This is a genomic window from Caballeronia sp. RCC_10, assembly GCF_041360715.1.
GTDB classification, from domain to species: Bacteria; Pseudomonadota; Gammaproteobacteria; order Burkholderiales; family Burkholderiaceae; genus Caballeronia; species Caballeronia grimmiae.
Window position 1 is genome coordinate 164,768 of record NZ_JBFUPT010000009.1, and the last position, 16,588, is coordinate 181,355.

Annotated in this window: 21 protein-coding genes; 13 read left to right on the forward strand and 8 right to left on the reverse strand. The window is 63.8% G+C overall.

The window, feature by feature from the left end:
* Position 1 precedes the first annotated feature (1 nt).
* Entirely contained in the window at positions 2-427 is a 426-nt protein-coding gene (locus AB6804_RS17805) for a phasin family protein (protein WP_035963851.1), read from the reverse strand.
* Between the two features lie 250 nt (positions 428-677).
* Between AB6804_RS17805 and AB6804_RS17810 the strand changes: the two genes are divergently transcribed.
* Positions 678-869, forward strand: a complete 192-nt coding sequence (locus tag AB6804_RS17810; RefSeq protein ID WP_370887556.1) for a DUF2964 family protein — start codon at positions 678-680, stop codon at positions 867-869.
* 27 nt (positions 870-896) lie between these two features.
* On the opposite strand, the gene AB6804_RS17815 is transcribed toward AB6804_RS17810, so the two are convergent.
* The 5 genes from AB6804_RS17815 to AB6804_RS17835 form a co-directional block, all read right to left on the reverse strand.
* On the reverse strand, positions 897-1,280 hold the full coding sequence (locus tag AB6804_RS17815) for a DUF3564 family protein (protein ID WP_370887557.1): 384 nt from the start codon (positions 1,278-1,280) through the stop codon (positions 897-899).
* A 480-nt stretch (positions 1,281-1,760) separates the two neighbouring features.
* Positions 1,761-2,462, reverse strand: a complete 702-nt coding sequence (locus AB6804_RS17820; RefSeq protein ID WP_370887558.1) for a helix-turn-helix domain-containing protein — start codon at positions 2,460-2,462, stop codon at positions 1,761-1,763.
* Positions 2,463-2,532: 70 nt separating this feature from the next.
* Positions 2,533-3,888, reverse strand: a complete 1,356-nt coding sequence (locus AB6804_RS17825; RefSeq protein WP_370887559.1) for an ATP-binding protein — start codon at positions 3,886-3,888, stop codon at positions 2,533-2,535.
* The gene (locus tag AB6804_RS17830) at positions 3,885-4,598 is read right to left on the reverse strand and encodes a response regulator (RefSeq protein WP_370887560.1); all 714 of its coding nucleotides are present in this window, start codon (positions 4,596-4,598) and stop codon (positions 3,885-3,887) included. Before AB6804_RS17830 ends, AB6804_RS17825 begins: the two co-directional genes overlap by 4 nt.
* Positions 4,599-4,618: 20 nt before the next feature.
* Entirely contained in the window at positions 4,619-4,927 is a 309-nt protein-coding gene (locus tag AB6804_RS17835; protein ID WP_035963844.1) for an EF-hand domain-containing protein, read from the reverse strand.
* A 224-nt stretch (positions 4,928-5,151) separates the two neighbouring features.
* On the opposite strand from AB6804_RS17835, the gene AB6804_RS17840 reads away from it, so the two are divergent.
* From AB6804_RS17840 to AB6804_RS17885, 10 genes are all read left to right on the forward strand, one after another.
* Positions 5,152-5,490 carry a hypothetical protein gene (locus tag AB6804_RS17840; RefSeq protein ID WP_229753869.1) on the forward strand — a complete coding sequence of 113 codons (339 nt, stop codon included), beginning with the start codon at positions 5,152-5,154 and terminating at the stop codon, positions 5,488-5,490.
* 147 nt (positions 5,491-5,637) lie between these two features.
* Positions 5,638-5,916 (forward strand): DUF3303 domain-containing protein, encoded by a 279-nt coding sequence (locus tag AB6804_RS17845; protein WP_035963843.1) that lies wholly within the window; start codon positions 5,638-5,640, stop codon positions 5,914-5,916.
* Between the two features lie 42 nt (positions 5,917-5,958).
* Positions 5,959-6,795, forward strand: coding sequence for a 3-keto-5-aminohexanoate cleavage protein (locus AB6804_RS17850; RefSeq protein WP_035963842.1), 837 nt, complete (start codon positions 5,959-5,961; stop codon positions 6,793-6,795).
* A 123-nt stretch (positions 6,796-6,918) separates the two neighbouring features.
* On the forward strand, positions 6,919-7,611 hold the full coding sequence (locus tag AB6804_RS17855; RefSeq protein ID WP_370887561.1) for a FadR/GntR family transcriptional regulator: 693 nt from the start codon (positions 6,919-6,921) through the stop codon (positions 7,609-7,611).
* Between the two features lie 115 nt (positions 7,612-7,726).
* Entirely contained in the window at positions 7,727-8,650 is a 924-nt protein-coding gene (locus AB6804_RS17860) for a dihydrodipicolinate synthase family protein (RefSeq protein WP_370887562.1), read from the forward strand.
* 305 nt (positions 8,651-8,955) lie between these two features.
* The gene (locus tag AB6804_RS17865) at positions 8,956-10,128 is read left to right on the forward strand and encodes an ABC transporter substrate-binding protein (RefSeq protein ID WP_370887563.1); all 1,173 of its coding nucleotides are present in this window, start codon (positions 8,956-8,958) and stop codon (positions 10,126-10,128) included.
* Positions 10,129-10,219: 91 nt separating this feature from the next.
* Complete coding sequence (locus AB6804_RS17870) at positions 10,220-11,296, forward strand: ABC transporter ATP-binding protein (RefSeq protein ID WP_370887564.1); 1,077 nt, start codon at positions 10,220-10,222, stop codon at positions 11,294-11,296.
* Positions 11,293-12,159 (forward strand): ABC transporter permease, encoded by an 867-nt coding sequence (locus AB6804_RS17875; RefSeq protein WP_370887565.1) that lies wholly within the window; start codon positions 11,293-11,295, stop codon positions 12,157-12,159. Before AB6804_RS17870 ends, AB6804_RS17875 begins: the two co-directional genes overlap by 4 nt.
* Positions 12,159-13,064 (forward strand): ABC transporter permease, encoded by a 906-nt coding sequence (locus tag AB6804_RS17880; protein WP_035963830.1) that lies wholly within the window; start codon positions 12,159-12,161, stop codon positions 13,062-13,064. Before AB6804_RS17875 ends, AB6804_RS17880 begins: the two co-directional genes overlap by 1 nt.
* A gap of 2 nt (positions 13,065-13,066) precedes the next feature.
* Complete coding sequence (locus tag AB6804_RS17885; RefSeq protein WP_370887566.1) at positions 13,067-13,996, forward strand: aldose epimerase; 930 nt, start codon at positions 13,067-13,069, stop codon at positions 13,994-13,996.
* Positions 13,997-14,041: 45 nt separating this feature from the next.
* Here the strand turns inward: AB6804_RS17885 and AB6804_RS17890 are convergent, their stop codons facing one another.
* Complete coding sequence (locus AB6804_RS17890; RefSeq protein ID WP_370887567.1) at positions 14,042-14,494, reverse strand: histidine kinase; 453 nt, start codon at positions 14,492-14,494, stop codon at positions 14,042-14,044.
* 175 nt (positions 14,495-14,669) lie between these two features.
* On the opposite strand from AB6804_RS17890, the gene AB6804_RS17895 reads away from it, so the two are divergent.
* Positions 14,670-15,365 carry a response regulator transcription factor gene (locus tag AB6804_RS17895; RefSeq protein ID WP_309775444.1) on the forward strand — a complete coding sequence of 232 codons (696 nt, stop codon included), beginning with the start codon at positions 14,670-14,672 and terminating at the stop codon, positions 15,363-15,365.
* 125 nt (positions 15,366-15,490) lie between these two features.
* The gene (locus tag AB6804_RS17900) at positions 15,491-16,036 is read left to right on the forward strand and encodes a hypothetical protein (protein WP_370887568.1); all 546 of its coding nucleotides are present in this window, start codon (positions 15,491-15,493) and stop codon (positions 16,034-16,036) included.
* A gap of 10 nt (positions 16,037-16,046) precedes the next feature.
* On the opposite strand, the gene AB6804_RS17905 is transcribed toward AB6804_RS17900, so the two are convergent.
* Positions 16,047-16,394 carry a hypothetical protein gene (locus AB6804_RS17905; protein ID WP_370887569.1) on the reverse strand — a complete coding sequence of 116 codons (348 nt, stop codon included), beginning with the start codon at positions 16,392-16,394 and terminating at the stop codon, positions 16,047-16,049.
* Positions 16,395-16,588: the final 194 nt, after the last annotated feature.

Genomic DNA, 16,588 nt, shown 5'->3' on the forward strand with positions numbered 1-16,588 from the left:
CCTAGCTTTGCGGCTTCTCGATGGCCGCCTTCAGTTCGTGCAGCGCCTCTTCGACGCGTTGGGTCACGAGCGCATAGGCCTCGGCCTGCGTTTGCTGCGTGGTGCGCGCGATGTCCTGCATGTCGGCGAGCGCATTGTGCAGTGTGCGCTGCACGACTTCGTTCGCATTGAACGGCGGTTTTGCCGACGACGAAGCGAACTGCTTCGCAATGTCTTCGAGTTCGCCGAGCGTGCGGCGCAGGATTTCGACTTGCTTGTCGCGCAACGCTTCCATGCCGCCGAACGCCACACGATTGGTCGCGGCGAGCGCTTCGACGTCCTTGCGCCGCGATTCCATGATCGCGGTGACATCGAAACCCGGCAATTGATACTGCTGGAACATGGCGGCAAACTGGCTGAACGGATCGCTGAATTTTGATTGATTCATCTTGCCTCCCAGGTTCTTCCGTATGACCGCGAGCGAGCCCGAAGAGACCAGCGTCGTCGCGCGGCAATGTGCGGTCGCGGCAAGTGCAAAGAAGCCGCATCCCGACCCCGATACTACCAACATAAGCACCCGAAATGGGGCAAGGGAAAACACCAGAACGGCGGGCCGCCTTGACTCAGGTCAATACGGATACCGCAGCAGCGCCGACGATAAAAAATGAAGGCGCCGTGCGGTGCAAAAGGGGAAAGAGATGATAAGCAGCGAAGCGCGGATCGTCGCGGCGGCGATCGCGGTCTTCACGGCGCTGGCAGGAATTGTCGTCGCGCTGCACGGCCTTGTCTTCGACAAGATGAGCGTGCTCAACTATGGCGTGCTGACCATCCTCGTCGGGGTCGCGTCATTCGCCGTCATGCTGATGCCGATGCCGGAAGACCAACCCTGACTGGCCATCGTGCCCCGGGTTGGCGGGCTAGACCCGCCAGGCGTCCTCCTCGCCGGCGAATACGCTGTGCTCCGCCTTGATTTGCGCCCGGTCGATGCACTGCACGTGCCACCGGCCCGCGCACTCCTGGCGCGCTGCATCCACATACCAGACGACGCGCCCGGCGAGACCTTCGCTCGGTCCGTCGGGCGCGTCGACGTCGAGTTGCTCCAGCACGCAAATGGGCTGCTGCGTGTGCTGATCGCAGATCATTGTTCCGTTCGAACCCGAGCGCAGTCCGCCCCAGTCCGGCACGTCGATCGCCTGATGGCCCTCACGAGACCAGCGGCGGGATTCCTTGTCGAGCCACAGGATGGCGTAGGCGGCGTCCTGAGCGCCTTCGAACCCATCCAGCTTGACGGTGATACGCATGACATCCTCCATGAACATCGAGTTCAGCGAATGCGACGCTCCGGCGCGATCGCGCTGGCCCTGAGCGTTCGTTTTGTATGCGGCATCTCACCCGGACTTCGAAGTGTCTCGCGCCGCTCGTCGTGCGTCGATTGAATCGCGTGCACGCCCTGGATTTGACACGTCGACATGATTGCACGCGCACCCGGTTCGATTGATGGAACGGCTTTCGGTTCGCTCTTCGTGATGCGAAAGATTTTGTGCGGCGCATCAGCGCGCCACGGTCTGTCAAAGCAAGTCCGGTGCCGGGCGCTTGGTCCCAGCTTTTTCTTCTAGCTTAGCTGCGTATTTTGACGGTGACGCGACAAGCGTCATGAGCGCGACGAATTGTCCGCGTGGCTCGCGCGCTCTGTTCGTGCATGCGTGCACGGATCGCAAGCGCGACGCCCAAGGATGCTGCGCGGATCGTTAAGGCATGCGTTGCATTGCAACATGAAGCGGTCAGCAGATGCGTTCAAGCCGCATTCGATCCACGATACGCAATTGCCGTCCGTGAAGCGAAATGGCGCCCTCGCGCTGCAGCTTCGAAAGCATGCGGCTCACGGTTTCGAGTTCGAGGCCGAGATAGCTGCCGATATCGGCGCGCGTCATCGGCAGGATCACATCGGTGGAGGCATCGGGCCGCGCGCCGCTCGCATCGAATCGCATGGACAAGTCCAGCAAGAAGGCTGCGACGCGTACGAGCGCGGGCATCGTGCCGAGCATCAACGCGAGCCGCGCCGCGCGCACGATCTCCGCACTCATGATCGCGAGCAACGCGTGCTGCATCGGCGCATATTCGCGGCAAAGCGGTTCGAGAATGCCGACCGGCATGATGCGGACCACGCTGTCTTCGAGCGCGATCGCGTCGCTTTCGTAATGACCCGTGCAGATGCCATCGAGCCCGAGCGTTTCATCGATCAGATGGAACGCGGTGACTTGCGCATGCGGGACGGCGTCGTCGTTGGCGCTCGGGTACGCGGCCACGCTCTTGAAGCAGCCGGACTGCACTGTATATAGGCTTCGCAACGGCTCGCCTGCGCAATACAGCGCATCGCCGCGAACGATGGGGCGCGTGGGGAACGGAAGCGCATCCGTGTCCGTGAAGTGAACGTGCAGGGCAGGGACGTGATGCCGCGCACCGGGACCCGCTGGTGTGGCCATGCTCGTCTCTCCTGCCGGTTCCACCGCTTTTAGTATGGGCGATGGCGGCGGGATTGGTACTCCGTTCGATTCACGGCTGCGTTTCGTTTGGCGATGTGGGCATCGGCAAGACGATGACCGCTTCGACTCCGCCGCCTTCCCGCGCGCGCAAGTCGAACCGGCCGCCATGCAACCGCGCGATGCGTTCGACGATCGCAAGCCCGAGGCCCGTGCCTTTTGGCTGACCTTCGCCGCCGCCGCGCTTGAACGGCTGCTTGAGCGATTCCGGGTCCTGCGTGCCGAGGCCCTTGCCGCGATCCGCCACGACGATGCACGCCGCGTTCGCCTGCTCGTCGGTCCATGTACGCACTTCTAGTCCGCTGACGCCATAGAGCACTGCGTTCTGCATCACGTTCATCAGCATGCGCATCATGCTGATCGGACGAAACGCGAACGTTCGGATGCTGCCGAGCGACAGCGAAAACTCATGCCCGAGCCCCGCAAAATCCGCCGCGAGACTGGCGACGAGCGCATTGAGATCGCCGGCGACCGGCGTTTCCTTCGCGCCGCTGCCCGCGTAATCCATGAACTGCTGAAGAATGCTGTCGATCTGCTCGAGATAACCTTCCGCCGATGCCGCGAACACCGCATCCGTCGATGGCACAGCGGACATCGCCATGGCGAGGCGCAGCTTCGTCATCGGCGTGCGAATGTCGTGCGAGATGCCTGCGAGCATCAGCGCGCGGGTGGCTTCGGCTTCGGCGAGCGCCGCCGTCATGCGGTTGAACGCGTCGCTGACCTGGGCGATTTCGGTCGGGCCGTCGGTCGGCAGCACGCCCGGGTCATCGCCGCTGGACACGCGGCGCGCGGCATCGGCGAGATGTTCGAGCGGGCGATTCAGATGCCGCTGGATCGCATACGCCGTCGCGACGGCGAGCGCGCCCAATCCGAGCGAGAGCAGCAGCGCCGTCGCGAGGCCATCGTCGTGCGCCGCTTCGGGAACGGCCAACGCCATCCAGCGCGGCTCGCCCGACAGATGCACGCGAATCCATAGCCGCTGCTGTCCATCGTCGGACGTATCGGCGCTTTGCCAGCGCACGGGCATATCGGCGGGTAGATGACGGCGCAGGCTTTCGACGAACGTCTCGCGCTGATACGTCCGATAGAACCGCAAACGCGATTCGTCGACACTCGCGCTGGCGGCGGCAGGAAGATCGCGGCGCACGTCGAGATGCGCGGTGACGTCGCGCGCCGTGCCGGGTGCGGTCGAGCGCAGCACCGTATCGAGCGTCTGGATGTAGCTTGCGAACGTGGCCGCGGCGCGTTCGATGCGCGGCGTCTGGATGAAATGCAGCAGCACCGCGAGCGCGCATACCTGACTCACGGCGACCAGCGCGACGAGCAGCAGCACATTGCGCGCGAACAGCGAGCGCGGCGCCACCCTCACGATTCGACATCCGCGAGCAGCATGTAGCCGACACCCCACACGGTCTTGATGAAGCGCGGCTTGCCGGGATCGTCCTCGATCAACTGACGCAGCCGCAACACCTGCACGTCGATGCTGCGATCCAGCGCATCGTGATCGCGGCCACGCGATCGCGCGATGAGGTTGTCGCGGCTGACCGCGCGATTCGGTGACGACCCGAGCGCGTGCAGCAACTGCATCTGCGCGGAATGCATCTCGAACGGTTCGCCGCCGCGTGAAAGCCGTTGCTTGGCGAGATCGAGCCGGAAATCGCCGAAGCGGATGACTTGCGAAGTCAGCGTCGGATCGCCCGCGGCGATCTTCTGGCGGCGCAGCAACGCGCGCACGCGAGCGACGAGTTCTTGCGGAAGGAAGGGCTTGGCGAGGTAATCGTCGGCGCCGGTTTCGAGGCCCACGACCTTGTCGACGGGATCACCCTTCGCCGTGAGCATCAGGATCGGCAGCGTGTGGCCCTCGGTGCGCAACCGGCGGCAGACGGAGAGGCCGTCTTCCGGCTCCATCATCCAGTCGAGCACGAGAAGGTCGTACGGTTCGCGCTGGAGATAGCGGTCGAGCCGCTTGCCGTTCTCGACGACGCGCACGTCGAAACCGTGCGATGTCAGGAAACGCTGAAGCATGTTGCGCAACTCGGCTTCGTCGTCGAGCACGATGATCTTCGGCAGGGCTTCCATGCAGCGGCCTCCGTGGGCTTTCAGCGTTGCGTCGCGTGTTCGCGCAGGAAGGCTTCGATCTGCGGCAGTGTGACGTAGCCGTTCTTTTGCGCGTCGATTTCGTCGAAGTGTTTCGCGACCATCGGCATGCCGGTGGAGGCCTGATCGCGGGTGAGCTTGCCGTCGTGCGTGGTATTGGCCTGCGCGAAGCGCGTCTGCAGCTTCGGCATGGCTTGCGCAGCCTGTCCGATGTGCGGGCTCGCGCCCATCGGCTGCGTCGCGGTTTGCGCGTATGCCCCGCCCGACGCGAGCGCGGCGCAGCAGGCGAGCACGGCGGCGATCTTGTGCATCTCTTTCTCCTCGATTGGAATGCAACGTCGATGTGATTCTATTGAGCCGCACGCCGATGGCAATGTCAGGGATGCTACCGGTCATGTCGCCATATTTCACGGCATCGCGGCGTGTGATCGCCGACATTCGGCGACACATCTTTGCGCTCACCCTTTGCGCAGTCCTTCGCTATCGTTCTGCTGGCCGGCTAAGCCGCCACTTCTTTCGATGATCGAGGACATCCATGATGAACATCCGTCTCTTCAGTGCTACTGCCGTCGCCGCAATCGGTCTGACGTGTGCGCAAGGCGCATCCGCGGGGACAACCGTCAGCGTCGCGTACGTTGCGCCGGCCGTCGTTTATGCGCCGCCGCGCCCGGTGTACTACTACGCGCCGCGTTACTACGTGCCGGCGCGCACTGTCGTCGTCGCGCCTGCCGTCGCGCCGGTGGCCGTGCTTCCGCCGCCGCCGCCGATGCCCGCGCCCGTCCCCGTGTATGCGCCCGTTCCCGTCTATGCGCCCGCCGTGCGCGTCACCTACGCGCAGCCGGTGCTCGTCGCGCCTGTCGTCGTGATGCATTGAGGATAGTGCATCGCATGCTTCGCGATGTCCATGCGGGTCCGCTCCTTGCGCATCGCTTGCGATGGCGCCGTCGCCGGCTCCTATACTGGATGAGACCGCCTCGGGCAGACGCGTCCGATGCGGGATCGCCGGAAGGAGGGCCGAGCCATGTTATTCATCGTGAACTGGACCGCGCTGCCCGAAGTGCAGAAAACGGCAGCCGAACGCTTCTTGCAAAGCGGCGGTGCGCCGCCCGATGGCGTGCGCTTGCTGGGGCGCTGGCACGGGATCGGATCGATACGCGGCTTCGCCGTGTGCGAATGCAGCGAGGTGGAACCGATCGCGCGATGGGCGCTTGGCTGGGCCGACCTGTTCTCGCTCGACATCGTGCCCGCGATGACCGACGAACAAGTCGGCAAGCTGCTCACGGAAGCGGCCGCGCAGTAGCTTTCCCGAAGACGGGCATCGGTCATTCAAAAGGAGACAAGCGTGACGCAAGCCACCACCACCGAACCGTGCATCATATCCGTCGCCATTACCGGGTCCGTGCCGCGCAAGAAGGACAATCCGGCGGTGCCGATCACGATCCCCGAGCAGATCGAAAGCACTCACGAGGCTTACGAAGCGGGCGCGACGCTCGTTCATCTCCACGTGCGCGACGAGGACGAGAAGTCGAGTTCGGACCGGCATCGCTTCGCGGAGCTGCAAGAGGGCATCCGCAAGCATTGCCCCGATATCATCATCCAGTTCTCGACGGGCGGACGTGGACGATCGTTCGAACAACGCGGCGCGATGCTCGACCTGAAGCCCGACATGGCGTCGCTGGCGACGGGATCGGTCAATTTCCCGACCATCGTTTATGAGAACCCGCCCGACTTCGTGCGTTCGCTCGCGCAGCTCATGCTCGACCACAACGTGAAGCCCGAAATCGAAATCTTCGATCTGGCGATGCTCTACAGCACGGTCGATCTCGTCAATCAGGGCTTGTTGAAGCCGCCCGTCCACGTGCAGTTCGTGCTGGGCGTGAAGAACGCACTGCCGGCGCGCCGGGAGATTCTCGAATTCGAAGTGGCGCAACTCAAGAACCTGCTGCCCGATGCGACATGGACGGCTGCAGGCATCGGACGTCATCAGCTGGAAGTGAATCACTGGACGCTGCAAATGGGCGGCCACTGCCGAACGGGCCTCGAAGACAACGTGCGCTGGGACAAGGACACGCTCGCGAAGAGCAATGCGCAACTCGTGGAACGGGTGGCGTCGTTGTGCGCGGAGTATGGACGGCCGGTGGCGACTGCGAAGGAGGCGCGGCAGTTGTTGGCGCTTTGAGCCGGATGGCGAGGTGAGTGGCGAAGCAGGATGTCGCGATCGGGGCGATTGTTTGCAGGGCGACAAGTCCGAAATCTGTCTTACAATCGACTCCCATCCTGACAAGCACGCCACGGCGCGAACATGAACGAGCGTAAGTCGCACGGCCTCGCCGACCGCATCTACAGCGATATCCTCAGCAGCATCATCGAAGGCGAGTTCAAGGAGGGCGACCGGCTCATGACCGAACACGCGCTCGCTGAACGCTTCGCCACGTCGCGGCCGACTGTCCGCGAGGCGCTGGCGCGTTTGCGCGCGGACGGGATCATCGTGACGCGACGGGGTTCGGGAACCACGGTCGGTCGCCGGCCCGACCCCGATGTGCGCCGTTTTGCACCGCTCGAAACGCTGTCCGACATCCGGCGCTGCTACGAATTCCGCATTGTCATGGAAGCGGGCGCCGCGGAACTGGCGGCGTCGAAGGCGGACGACGACGACATTTCTGCCATCCAGGACGCGTGGGATCGGCTGGAGCGCGTGGTGGAAGCACAGCAGGGCATCGGCGCGAAAGATGATTTCGCGTTCCACCTCGCGGTGGCGCGGGCATCCAAGAATCAGTTCTTTATCACGGCGTTGTCGTTCATCGAAGAGCAGGTTGTGTTCAGCATGAACCTGTCGCGCAATCTGTCGCTCGTGAAGACGCTGGAACGGCAGCGGCTGGTTCAGCGCGAGCATCTCGACGTGCTCGATGCCATCCGCGCCAGGGATTCCGCACGCGCCGCCGATGCGATGAAAACGCACCTTCAAAACGCGCTCGACCGCATGTTCGGCGACTAGTTGTCATACGACTGTCTTGCGATTCTCACGGCTTTCCGATCTGGCTTCAAGTTGTTTGACAACTTTAACCGGACTTGTTACTTTCTGCGCACATCCAGTCACCACGCGAGGCGCAATGAAAGTCGATCCGATAGCAATCAGCGAACTCTCCGAGAGTGTGATGGCCGTGCCGCCATTGGCACGGCGCGCAGACTCTACGCTCGAACCCGCGCAGAACCGCGCGCCGATTCGCCACATTGAAGCAGGCGGCGTTCGCACGCTCCTCTATGGCGGCAATGCGAATCTCTACCACGTCGCCGTGAGCGAGTATCGCGAGTTGCTTGACATGTTGGCCGAAAGCGCGGATTCGCAGACGCGGGTGATCCCCGCCATCGGTCCCGATTACGGGAAGATGCTCGACCAGGCGGCCATCCTCGCGCAGACGCAATACCGCACCGCGATGGTCCTTCCGCTCGCGGGCTTCACCACGCCGCAGGGCGTGGCGACAGGCCTGAGACGCCTCACCGACAGAGCCGGGATGCCGTTCACGCTCTATATCAAGAGCGAGGACTATATCGACGTCGACACGCTCGCGGCGCTCGTCGCGGACGGCACGCTGCTCGCGGTGAAATACGCGATCGTCCGCGCCGATCCGTCCAGCGATCCTTACCTGCGCCGCCTGCTGCAGAGCGTGCCCGCATCGCAAGTCGTATCGGGGATGGGCGAGCGTCCGGCGCTGATCCACACGCGCGACTTCGGGCTCGCCGCGTGGACCACCGGCTCCGGCTGCATCGCGCCGCACGCGGTGATGGCGCTGCTGCGCGCCGCGAAGTCCGGCGATACCGCCGCGGCCCAGCCGCTCTACGATCGCTTCCTCCCGCTCGAAACCCTGCGCGACGGTATCTCGCTAATCCGCGTGCTCCACGATGCCGTGACGCTGTCGGGCATCGCCGACATGGGCCCGATCCTGCCGCTCCTCAGCAACACGCCCGATCACGCGCTGCCCGCCGTCGAAAAAGAAGCCCGGGCGCTGCTCGCGTTCGACCGCTCGCTATCGTGATAACAAAGGAAAACGGCGGTTAAAAGCGGTTAAACAAGTCGGGTAACAAGCGGTTCGGGTATATCCCGACCGTCTCACGGAGCGTCAATCCGCGCGGGGATCGGGCACCTTTCAGCGGGCTTGGGAAACGCACGAAGCCCGCTGCAATTTGCTTGACATACGATGATTGGGTTGGCTATTTTTCAGCTTCGTGAGCTAATGACGGATCGCAAGGACGCAAACCGACACAAAAAAGTCCGCGCGGCCCGGGGCAAACAACCAGAACGAAGTTCCAACAGCGGTTGCGAGAGAAGTGAGGAGACAACATGGCTTTCAAGGCAGGACTGTCAGTGAAACTGGCGGCGTTGTGCGTCGCTGCGAGCGCGGCGTTCGCGACTAGCGCGGCCCATGCGGCCGATCCCGTGGCGATCAATATCGTCGACGTCGCGGGCAATCTTCAACTGACGCAGAAGGGTTTCGAGGCGTTCAAGGCCAAGTACCCGAACCTGGTTTCCAGCATCACGTTCACGAACGCGCCCGCGCCGCAATTGCCGGGCAAGATCAAGGCGATGCAGGGCGCTGGCCGCTCCGACATCGACCTCGTCGTGACCGGCACCGATGCGCTCGCCGCCGGCATTCAGCAAGGCCTGTGGGAAAAGCTGCTGCCCGAGCAATCGGCCGTATTCCCTGGCGTGCTCGATAAGTACGCGCCGGGTCCGCGCAAGATGCAGGACATCGCGCAGGGTTACGGGCTCGAAGTGACCTACATGCCCGCCGGTCCGCTGCTCGAATACAACCCGGCGAAGGTCAGCGATCCGCCGAAGACGCCTGAACAACTGCTCGCATGGTGCAAGGCGCATCCGAACAAGCTGATCTACGCGCGCCCGGCCAACTCCGGTCCCGGCCGCACCTTCCTGATGGGCCTGCCCTACGTGCTTGGCGACAAGAACCCGACCGATCCGATCAACGGCTGGGACAAGACGTGGGCGTTCCTCAAGGAGCTGAACGAATGCATTCCTTACTATCCGGGCGGCACGTCGGCGGTGATGAAGGAACTCGGCGAAGGCACGCGCGACATGACCGTGACCGTCACCGGATGGGACATCAACCCGCGTGCACTCGGCATCGTGCCGGCGGAATTCAAGGTGCAGGCGTTCGACAACATGACGTGGGTGAACGACGCCCACTACATGGTGATCCCGAAGGGCGTGCCGAAGGAAAAGCTCGACGTGCTCTACAAGCTGATGAACTTCATGCTCGAGCCGGCGCAGCAGGCGCTGACCTATGACGACGGCTATTTCTATCCCGGTCCCGCCGTGAAGGACGTGCCGCTGTCCGCCGCGCCCGCCAAGAGCCAGGAAGTGATCCAGAAGTTCGGCCGCCCCGAGTACGCGAAACTGCTGGCTGACCGTCCGCATGTGGTGCCGCTGAACGCGCAGGCCATGGTCGCCGCGTTCCAGAAATGGGACCGCGAAATCGGCGCGCAGAAGACCAAGTAATCGGCTGTTCATTGCCATGAGACGGCGGCGCTCCTCGCGAGGGGCGTCGCCGCTTGCACAAAGAGCGCGGGAAAGAGCGCGGGAAATCGTCATGAAGCACACTTTTGAGCAGTTGCGCCTGGACTCGGTCTCGCGCAGCTTCACCAACGCGGAAGGGCATCAGCTCGCCGCGCTGAAGGGCCTCGATCTCAACATCCAGCGGGGCGAATTCATCGCGCTGCTGGGACCATCGGGTTGCGGCAAGTCCACCGCGCTGAACTGCATCGCGGGGCTGCAGCCGTTGACGGGCGGGGGCATCTGGCTGGACGACACGCGCATCGACATTTTGCCGCCCGAGAAGCGCGGATTCGGCATGGTGTTTCAGAACTACGCGCTGTTTCCGCATATGTCGGTGCTGGACAACGTCGGCTTCGGACTGAAGATGCGCGGCGTGCCGAAGGCCGAGGCGGTCAAGCGCGCGAAGGCCGCGCTGCAACTCGTGCAACTGATCGGCCACGACGCCAAGCTGCCCGGTCAGCTGTCGGGCGGCCAGCAGCAGCGCGTGGCGATCGCCCGCGCGATCGTCATCGAACCGCCGCTGGTGTTGATGGACGAGCCGCTGTCCAACCTCGATACCAAGCTGCGCATCGAAATGCGGGCCGAGATCCGGCGCATCCACGGCAAGTTGGAACGCGCGACCATCTACGTGACGCACGATCAGGACGAGGCGCTGTCGATGGCCGACCGCATCGTCGTGATGAGAGAGGGCGTCGTGCAGCAAGTGGCGTCGCCGAAGGAAGTCTATTCGCGGCCGAAGAACCTGCACGTCGCGCGCTTCATGGGCTTTCGCAATGTCGTGCCGTTCACGCTCGAAGGCTCGCAAGGCGAGTCCGTCGCGGTGAGTGCGAACGGTGTGCACCTGCTCGGCACGCCGATGGAAGGCTTCGACAGCAAGCAGGTCAGCGTCGCGCTGCGTCCGGAAGACATGGAACGCGCGTCGCCCGGCGATCAGAACGCATTCGACGCACACGTCGAAACGGTCGAATACGGCGGGCGCGATTCGCTCATCATCGTGAACACGGCGTTCGGCAAGCTGTGGGCGCGCATCGCGGGCGAATGCAGCGAAGGCGAGCGCATCGCGTTGCACGTCGCGCCGTCGAAGGCGCTCGTGTATGGAGAAGAGAAATGATCGCGCTTCCCGCGCAGCCGCGCGATCCGAAGGGCTGGCTGGTGACGCCTGCGCTCGTCTTCATCGTCGCGCTGTTCAACTATCCGTTCGCGTATGGACTCATGCTGTCGTTCAATCCGATGAACGGCGGCGGCGTCCTGGCCAACTACGTCACGTTCTTCACCGATACGTCGATGTGGCCGACCATCATCGTCACGCTGAAGCTCGCCGTGCCCGCGACGATCATCAACGTGGGCGTCTCGGTGCCGGTGGCCTTCGCGCTCAGGCGCTCGTCGCCGTATCAGAAGTTCGCGACGACCCTGCTCGTGATTCCGGTCACGCTCGGCACCGTGCTGATCGCCGACGGCATGCTCACGTACTTCAGCCCGAACGGCTGGTTTCCGCAGGCGGTTCAGGCGCTGCATCTCTACGGCGACGAAGTGCGGCTCACGCATAACTACTGGGGCGTGCTGATCTCGCTGATCGTGTCGGGCTTTCCGTTCGCGTTTCTGCTGACGCTGTCGTACGTGACGGGCATCGACCCGACGCTCGCGCGCGCAGCGGCCACGCTCGGGGCAAGCCCCTGGCAACAGTTTCGCCAGATCTATCTGCCGCTCCTGCTGCCGGGCCTCACGATGACCGCCTGCCTTTCGTTCGTGCAGGCGTTCTCGGTGTTCCCGTCGGCGGTGCTGCTCGGCGCGCCGGCTGGCCCGACGCGCGTCATTTCGATCGCCGCATCGGAAGCCGCGTTCGAGAGTTACGACTACTCGCTGGCATCGACGATTGCGATCGTCATGGGCTTCGTGCAACTGCTCGTCGTGGCGGGCATGCTCGGCGCACGGCGCTTCTTCTACACGGGTCCGGTGACGGGAGGCAAGGGATAATGGCTACCGACAATCGCGCGGCTTCCGCCTGGCAAGCCCCGGCTCCGACTCAACGATCCGGCAAGAACATGAAACAGCATGCGAGCCTGCGTGACAGGCTGTGGAAGTTCTTCGTCTGGACGACGATGGGCTTCTTTCTCGTCAACGTCCTGCTGCTGATCGCGACTGTCGCGGTCAACTCGGTCGCGACACGGTGGTTCGGCACGCTCTTGCCGCAAGGCTTCACGCTGCACTGGTATGCGCAGGCGTGGAGCGACTTCCAGTTGTCGAGCGTGCTGCTCGTGACGCTGGAAGTGGTGGGCGCCGTGGTGCTGCTGTCCATCGTGCTCGGCGTGCCGGCCGCATATGCGCTCGCGCGGGTGCAGTTTCCCGGCAAACGCCTCGCCATGCTGATCTTTCTGCTGCCGCTGATGGTGCCGCCCGTGACGTACGGCATCCCGATGGCGACGGTCATGTACAAGTTCCATCTGGCCGGCACGCTGACTGGCGTGATCCTCGCGAATCTCGTGCCGGCGCTGCCGTTCGTGATTCTCGTGATGACGCCGTTCATCGAGCAGATCGATCCGAATCTCGAATCCGCTGCGCGCATTTTCGGCGCGAACACGGCCCGTTATTTCCGCTATGTGCTGTTGCCGCTGCTCGTCCCCGGCATGCTCGCGGCGGGATTGCTGGTGCTGGTGCGGACCATAGGCATGTTCGAGCTGACGTTCTTCACCGCCGGGCCGACGACCCAGACGCTCGTCGTCGCGCTGTACTACGCGGTCTTTTCGACGGGCGTGCGCGCGCCGCAATCCATCGACGCCATGGCGATGATCTATATGGCCATTACGCTGATCTGGGTGCTGATCGCGCTGCAGTTCGTGAGCCCGACGCAACTCGTCTCGCGCGTGAAGGAGCAGCGATAGTGATGCGCGCGGTCATCGACCTGAAGGCCGAGCCGCTTCTGCGGATCGCCAATGGCGCGCATAGCGTGTATGTCGCGCCAGCGGCGGGCGGGCGCATCACGCGTTTCACGACCGATGACGCGCACGGCACGCACGACTGGCTGGTGCCGATCACCGCGTCGGCATGGCCGTGCGATGCGTGGCCGAAAGGCGGCAGCTATCCGCTGGTGCCGTTTTCGAATCGCGTGCGCGACGCGCAGTTTCCCGCGCCCGATGGCGCGCGTATCGAACTGGCCACGTTTCCCGGCATGGCGCACGCGCTGCACGGCTTCGGCCAATACGCCGCGTGGAGCGTCGAGCGTCATGATGCGGATTGCATCGCGATGCGCTATGTGCATCGCGAGGGCGAGCATGGCTGGCCCTGGGCCTTCGAAGCGATGCAGACAATCGAAGCCGCCGCCGATGGCGCGCGCCTGTCGATGCGCGTCATCAATCGCTCCTCGCAGCCGATGCCCGCGGGCTTCGGTTTTCATCCGTATTTCGCGGCGCAGGAAGCCGAACTCGACGCCACGACGCTCTGGCGTCACGAAGCGGAAATCGCGGTCGGTGTGTCGGACGAAGCGCCGACGCATCGTCACGCGAGAGAGGACGACGGTTACACGCGTTATCTCAGCGGCTGGAACGGCCGCGCGACGCTGCGTTACGCCGATGGCCGCACGCTCGCGCTCGTCGCCGATGGCCCGTTCGAGCACGTCGTCGTGCATTGTCCGGCGGGCGCGGGGTATCTGTGCATCGAGCCGGTCTCGCACGTGAGCGACGGTTTCAACCTCCATGCGCAGGGCATGGCGGGGACGGGTGTCGTCGCGGTGCCGCCAGGTAGTGAAGTATCGGCGTCGCTCGTGATGGCAACTGGCGCAGGCCCGCACGCGAACCGCGCCGCCGACGCCGCCTGACGCGGGCTTCGACGCAGCGCCTTGTGTTGGTCGAGTGCATCGCGTTCACCGGGAAGCGGGGGTGGAAAAGAACGCATCGACCATATCGACGATGCGCCATGTCGAACACGGCCGGCGGCAATGCGCGTCGAAGCCGGCGTCTTTCAGCGATTCGACGGAATCGGCGGGCCATACGTTGCTCATCGCGACGAGCAGACGCCCGGTGACATCGGCGTCCATGCGCAGCGTGCGGATGAAGACATAGCCCGATTCGCTGTCGAGGCTCGTATCGAGCGCGAGCGCCTGCGGGCGCCAGCCGTGCACGAGCGAGCGGACCGAGCCGAGGTCCTGCGAATGAATGACCTGCAGGCCTTTTTCGCGCAGCTGCAGCGCGAGCGAATCGCAAATCGACTTGTCCCTGTGCGCGATCAGCACGCGGCGCGCCGAAGCGCCGGCGGGTGCGCGCTTAATGCGCCACAACGCGAATTCGCTTTCGTCATCGGCTGATCGGGGCGACATGGCATCCTCCTCTTCGTCATGCACCCAGTGTCGGCGTTGCGCGCCGCGCGCCCAACCCGGCACGGGCGGGGAGTCGCAAAGATTTTAGGAGACCCGCGGATGTATCCCTGCGAAAGGAGGGATGGGAAGCCGTTCGAGCCGCGCGTAACATCGGAAGCGTTCTCGGGGACTCGCAATGGAAAACGGTTATTTCAAAACAGTATTGCTGGTAGAGGACGAAGGGCTCACCAGGAGCGCGATGAAAAGCCTGATCCTGGCGAACGAGCCTCTACTCGATATCGACGAGGCGGACGGCTTCGAGCAGGCGAAAGCCAAGCTCGCGACGAACTCGTACGACCTGATGTTCCTCGACTACAACCTGCGGGGCGAGGCCACCGGCATCGATCTGCTCAACTGGATACGCGAGGAAGAGCGCGAGGTTCAGACCATCATGCTGTCCGCGCAGGACGACCGCGATACCGTGCTCGAATGCATCCGCCAGGGCGCGTGCGGCTTCATCTCGAAGGGCAGCGAGCAGGGCGCAAGCGTATTCCGCGAGGCGCTCAAGACCATTCTGAACGGACGCGTCTACTTGCCCAACACCGTGCTCGGCAAGGGCGGTCATAGTCCAAAACCCGTTTCCACCCATTCCGGCGTGACGGTCGAATCGCTCGACCTGCCGCCGCGTCTCACCGAAACGTTGCGTTATCTGCTGCAAGGGCTGTCGAACAAGGCCATCGCACGCAAGATGAACATCAGCGAAAACACGGCCAAAGAGTATTCAAGCGACCTGCTCGCGCGGTTTCACGTGACGCGGCGAACGTTTCTGATCGTCGAAATGGCGCGGCGCGGAATTGAAATGCCAATGGGCAACACGTCGTCGGCTTCGTAGTTTTCAGACGGCGTCTCCCCGATTCTCAAAAATCCGAGCATTACACGCCGGGATGGTAAGGTAACGCTAGGAATATTTCTAAGACGGGATGAGTGCAGGTGAATAGCAGGTCGATGGTCAACAGAATGAAAGGCGCCGGCAAAGCCTTCGCGTGTGTAGCGGCAATTTTAACGGCGTTCGCACTCGGCGCGTGTGCGCCGCTCCCCGAGCAGCAAGCCAGCGCCGACGCGGCCGCCGCCGCTTCCGCCGCATCGGCGGCACGCGCGGCGAGCGCCGCCGCAGCGGCATCGAAAGCCGCCGCGCCCGCGCCGGGGCCGGCGGAACAGCGCATCGTCGTCGGCGGGGCGAGCGGGTATCGCATGACGGTCAAGGTGACGCCGCCCGCTCAGGTCTGCGACAACGCGGCTTTCGCCGATGGCGTCCGCTACGGCTACGCGCTGACCTGGAACCGGCTCGTCGGCGAAGAAATGCGCAACAGCGGCGGCAAGCCGCCCAGGCACAAGCTCGTCAAGTTCGACGCCTCCGCCGTCCACTCCCTCGACGACGACTACAAAATCCAGTGGAACGGCAAGGAGCGCACGAACGCGTGTGCTTCCGACGGCTATCTGATCGGGCGCATCGTCGGCACGCATCTGGCGGGCGAGGACCTGCGCAACGGCAAGTCCTTGTAAGCGCGACGCTTCAGTCGCACGCGTGCGCGGCCGTCACGTAGCGGCTCGCCGCGATTTCCCCGTAAATCGTATAGCCGGTTCCTCTCGCGGCGGGTTGCGCGACGACGAGCACCATCGACGCGCCGCCCGCGCCTTTCACCGACACGGCCTGGCTATCCGTGCCGAGCGCGTATTCACGCACCGGGCCGCCGAGCGGCGTCCATCTGTCCTTCACGCAGCGCACGAAATCGAAGGTCGCCAGGGTCGACGTGCCCGAGCCGATCGGCACAGTCTTGAGCAGGGCGTCGTCCGTGGTCGCGCATCCGGCGAGACCAAGCGTGAAACAAGCCATCAACGCATTTGCGACAGTTTTTCTCATTTATCCGATCCCTCAGTGAGCGGTATCCGCTTAGTCTTTGCGCCGATGGTTCGCGACGCGGTTCTTTGATGAGCAGCCATCGCTCCCGGCAGCGACGGTTTCGTCGATAGCAGTCAAGTCGGGTCAACCGTAGCCGTTATACAGACGTTTCTCAGTTCACAACGTTTCGCATGGCGCGAGCGCAACGGTCGACA

Excerpts from the sequence above, each read along its gene's own strand:
- AB6804_RS17805 (WP_035963851.1), bottom strand. The coding sequence starts at position 427 with ATGAATCAATCAAAATTCAGCGATCCGTTCAGCCAGTTTGCCGCCATG.
- AB6804_RS17810 (WP_370887556.1), top strand. The coding sequence starts at position 678 with ATGATAAGCAGCGAAGCGCGGATCGTCGCGGCGGCGATCGCGGTCTTC.
- AB6804_RS17815 (WP_370887557.1), bottom strand. The coding sequence starts at position 1,280 with ATGCGTATCACCGTCAAGCTGGATGGGTTCGAAGGCGCTCAGGACGCC.
- AB6804_RS17820 (WP_370887558.1), bottom strand. The coding sequence starts at position 2,462 with ATGGCCACACCAGCGGGTCCCGGTGCGCGGCATCACGTCCCTGCCCTG.
- AB6804_RS17830 (WP_370887560.1), bottom strand. The coding sequence starts at position 4,598 with ATGGAAGCCCTGCCGAAGATCATCGTGCTCGACGACGAAGCCGAGTTG.
- AB6804_RS17835 (WP_035963844.1), bottom strand. The coding sequence starts at position 4,927 with ATGCACAAGATCGCCGCCGTGCTCGCCTGCTGCGCCGCGCTCGCGTCG.
- AB6804_RS17840 (WP_229753869.1), top strand. The coding sequence starts at position 5,152 with ATGATGAACATCCGTCTCTTCAGTGCTACTGCCGTCGCCGCAATCGGT.
- AB6804_RS17845 (WP_035963843.1), top strand. The coding sequence starts at position 5,638 with ATGTTATTCATCGTGAACTGGACCGCGCTGCCCGAAGTGCAGAAAACG.
- AB6804_RS17855 (WP_370887561.1), top strand. The coding sequence starts at position 6,919 with ATGAACGAGCGTAAGTCGCACGGCCTCGCCGACCGCATCTACAGCGAT.
- AB6804_RS17860 (WP_370887562.1), top strand. The coding sequence starts at position 7,727 with ATGAAAGTCGATCCGATAGCAATCAGCGAACTCTCCGAGAGTGTGATG.
- AB6804_RS17865 (WP_370887563.1), top strand. The coding sequence starts at position 8,956 with ATGGCTTTCAAGGCAGGACTGTCAGTGAAACTGGCGGCGTTGTGCGTC.
- AB6804_RS17870 (WP_370887564.1), top strand. The coding sequence starts at position 10,220 with ATGAAGCACACTTTTGAGCAGTTGCGCCTGGACTCGGTCTCGCGCAGC.
- AB6804_RS17875 (WP_370887565.1), top strand. The coding sequence starts at position 11,293 with ATGATCGCGCTTCCCGCGCAGCCGCGCGATCCGAAGGGCTGGCTGGTG.
- AB6804_RS17880 (WP_035963830.1), top strand. The coding sequence starts at position 12,159 with ATGGCTACCGACAATCGCGCGGCTTCCGCCTGGCAAGCCCCGGCTCCG.
- AB6804_RS17885 (WP_370887566.1), top strand. The coding sequence starts at position 13,067 with ATGCGCGCGGTCATCGACCTGAAGGCCGAGCCGCTTCTGCGGATCGCC.
- AB6804_RS17890 (WP_370887567.1), bottom strand. The coding sequence starts at position 14,494 with ATGTCGCCCCGATCAGCCGATGACGAAAGCGAATTCGCGTTGTGGCGC.
- AB6804_RS17895 (WP_309775444.1), top strand. The coding sequence starts at position 14,670 with ATGGAAAACGGTTATTTCAAAACAGTATTGCTGGTAGAGGACGAAGGG.
- AB6804_RS17900 (WP_370887568.1), top strand. The coding sequence starts at position 15,491 with ATGAAAGGCGCCGGCAAAGCCTTCGCGTGTGTAGCGGCAATTTTAACG.
- AB6804_RS17905 (WP_370887569.1), bottom strand. The coding sequence starts at position 16,394 with ATGAGAAAAACTGTCGCAAATGCGTTGATGGCTTGTTTCACGCTTGGT.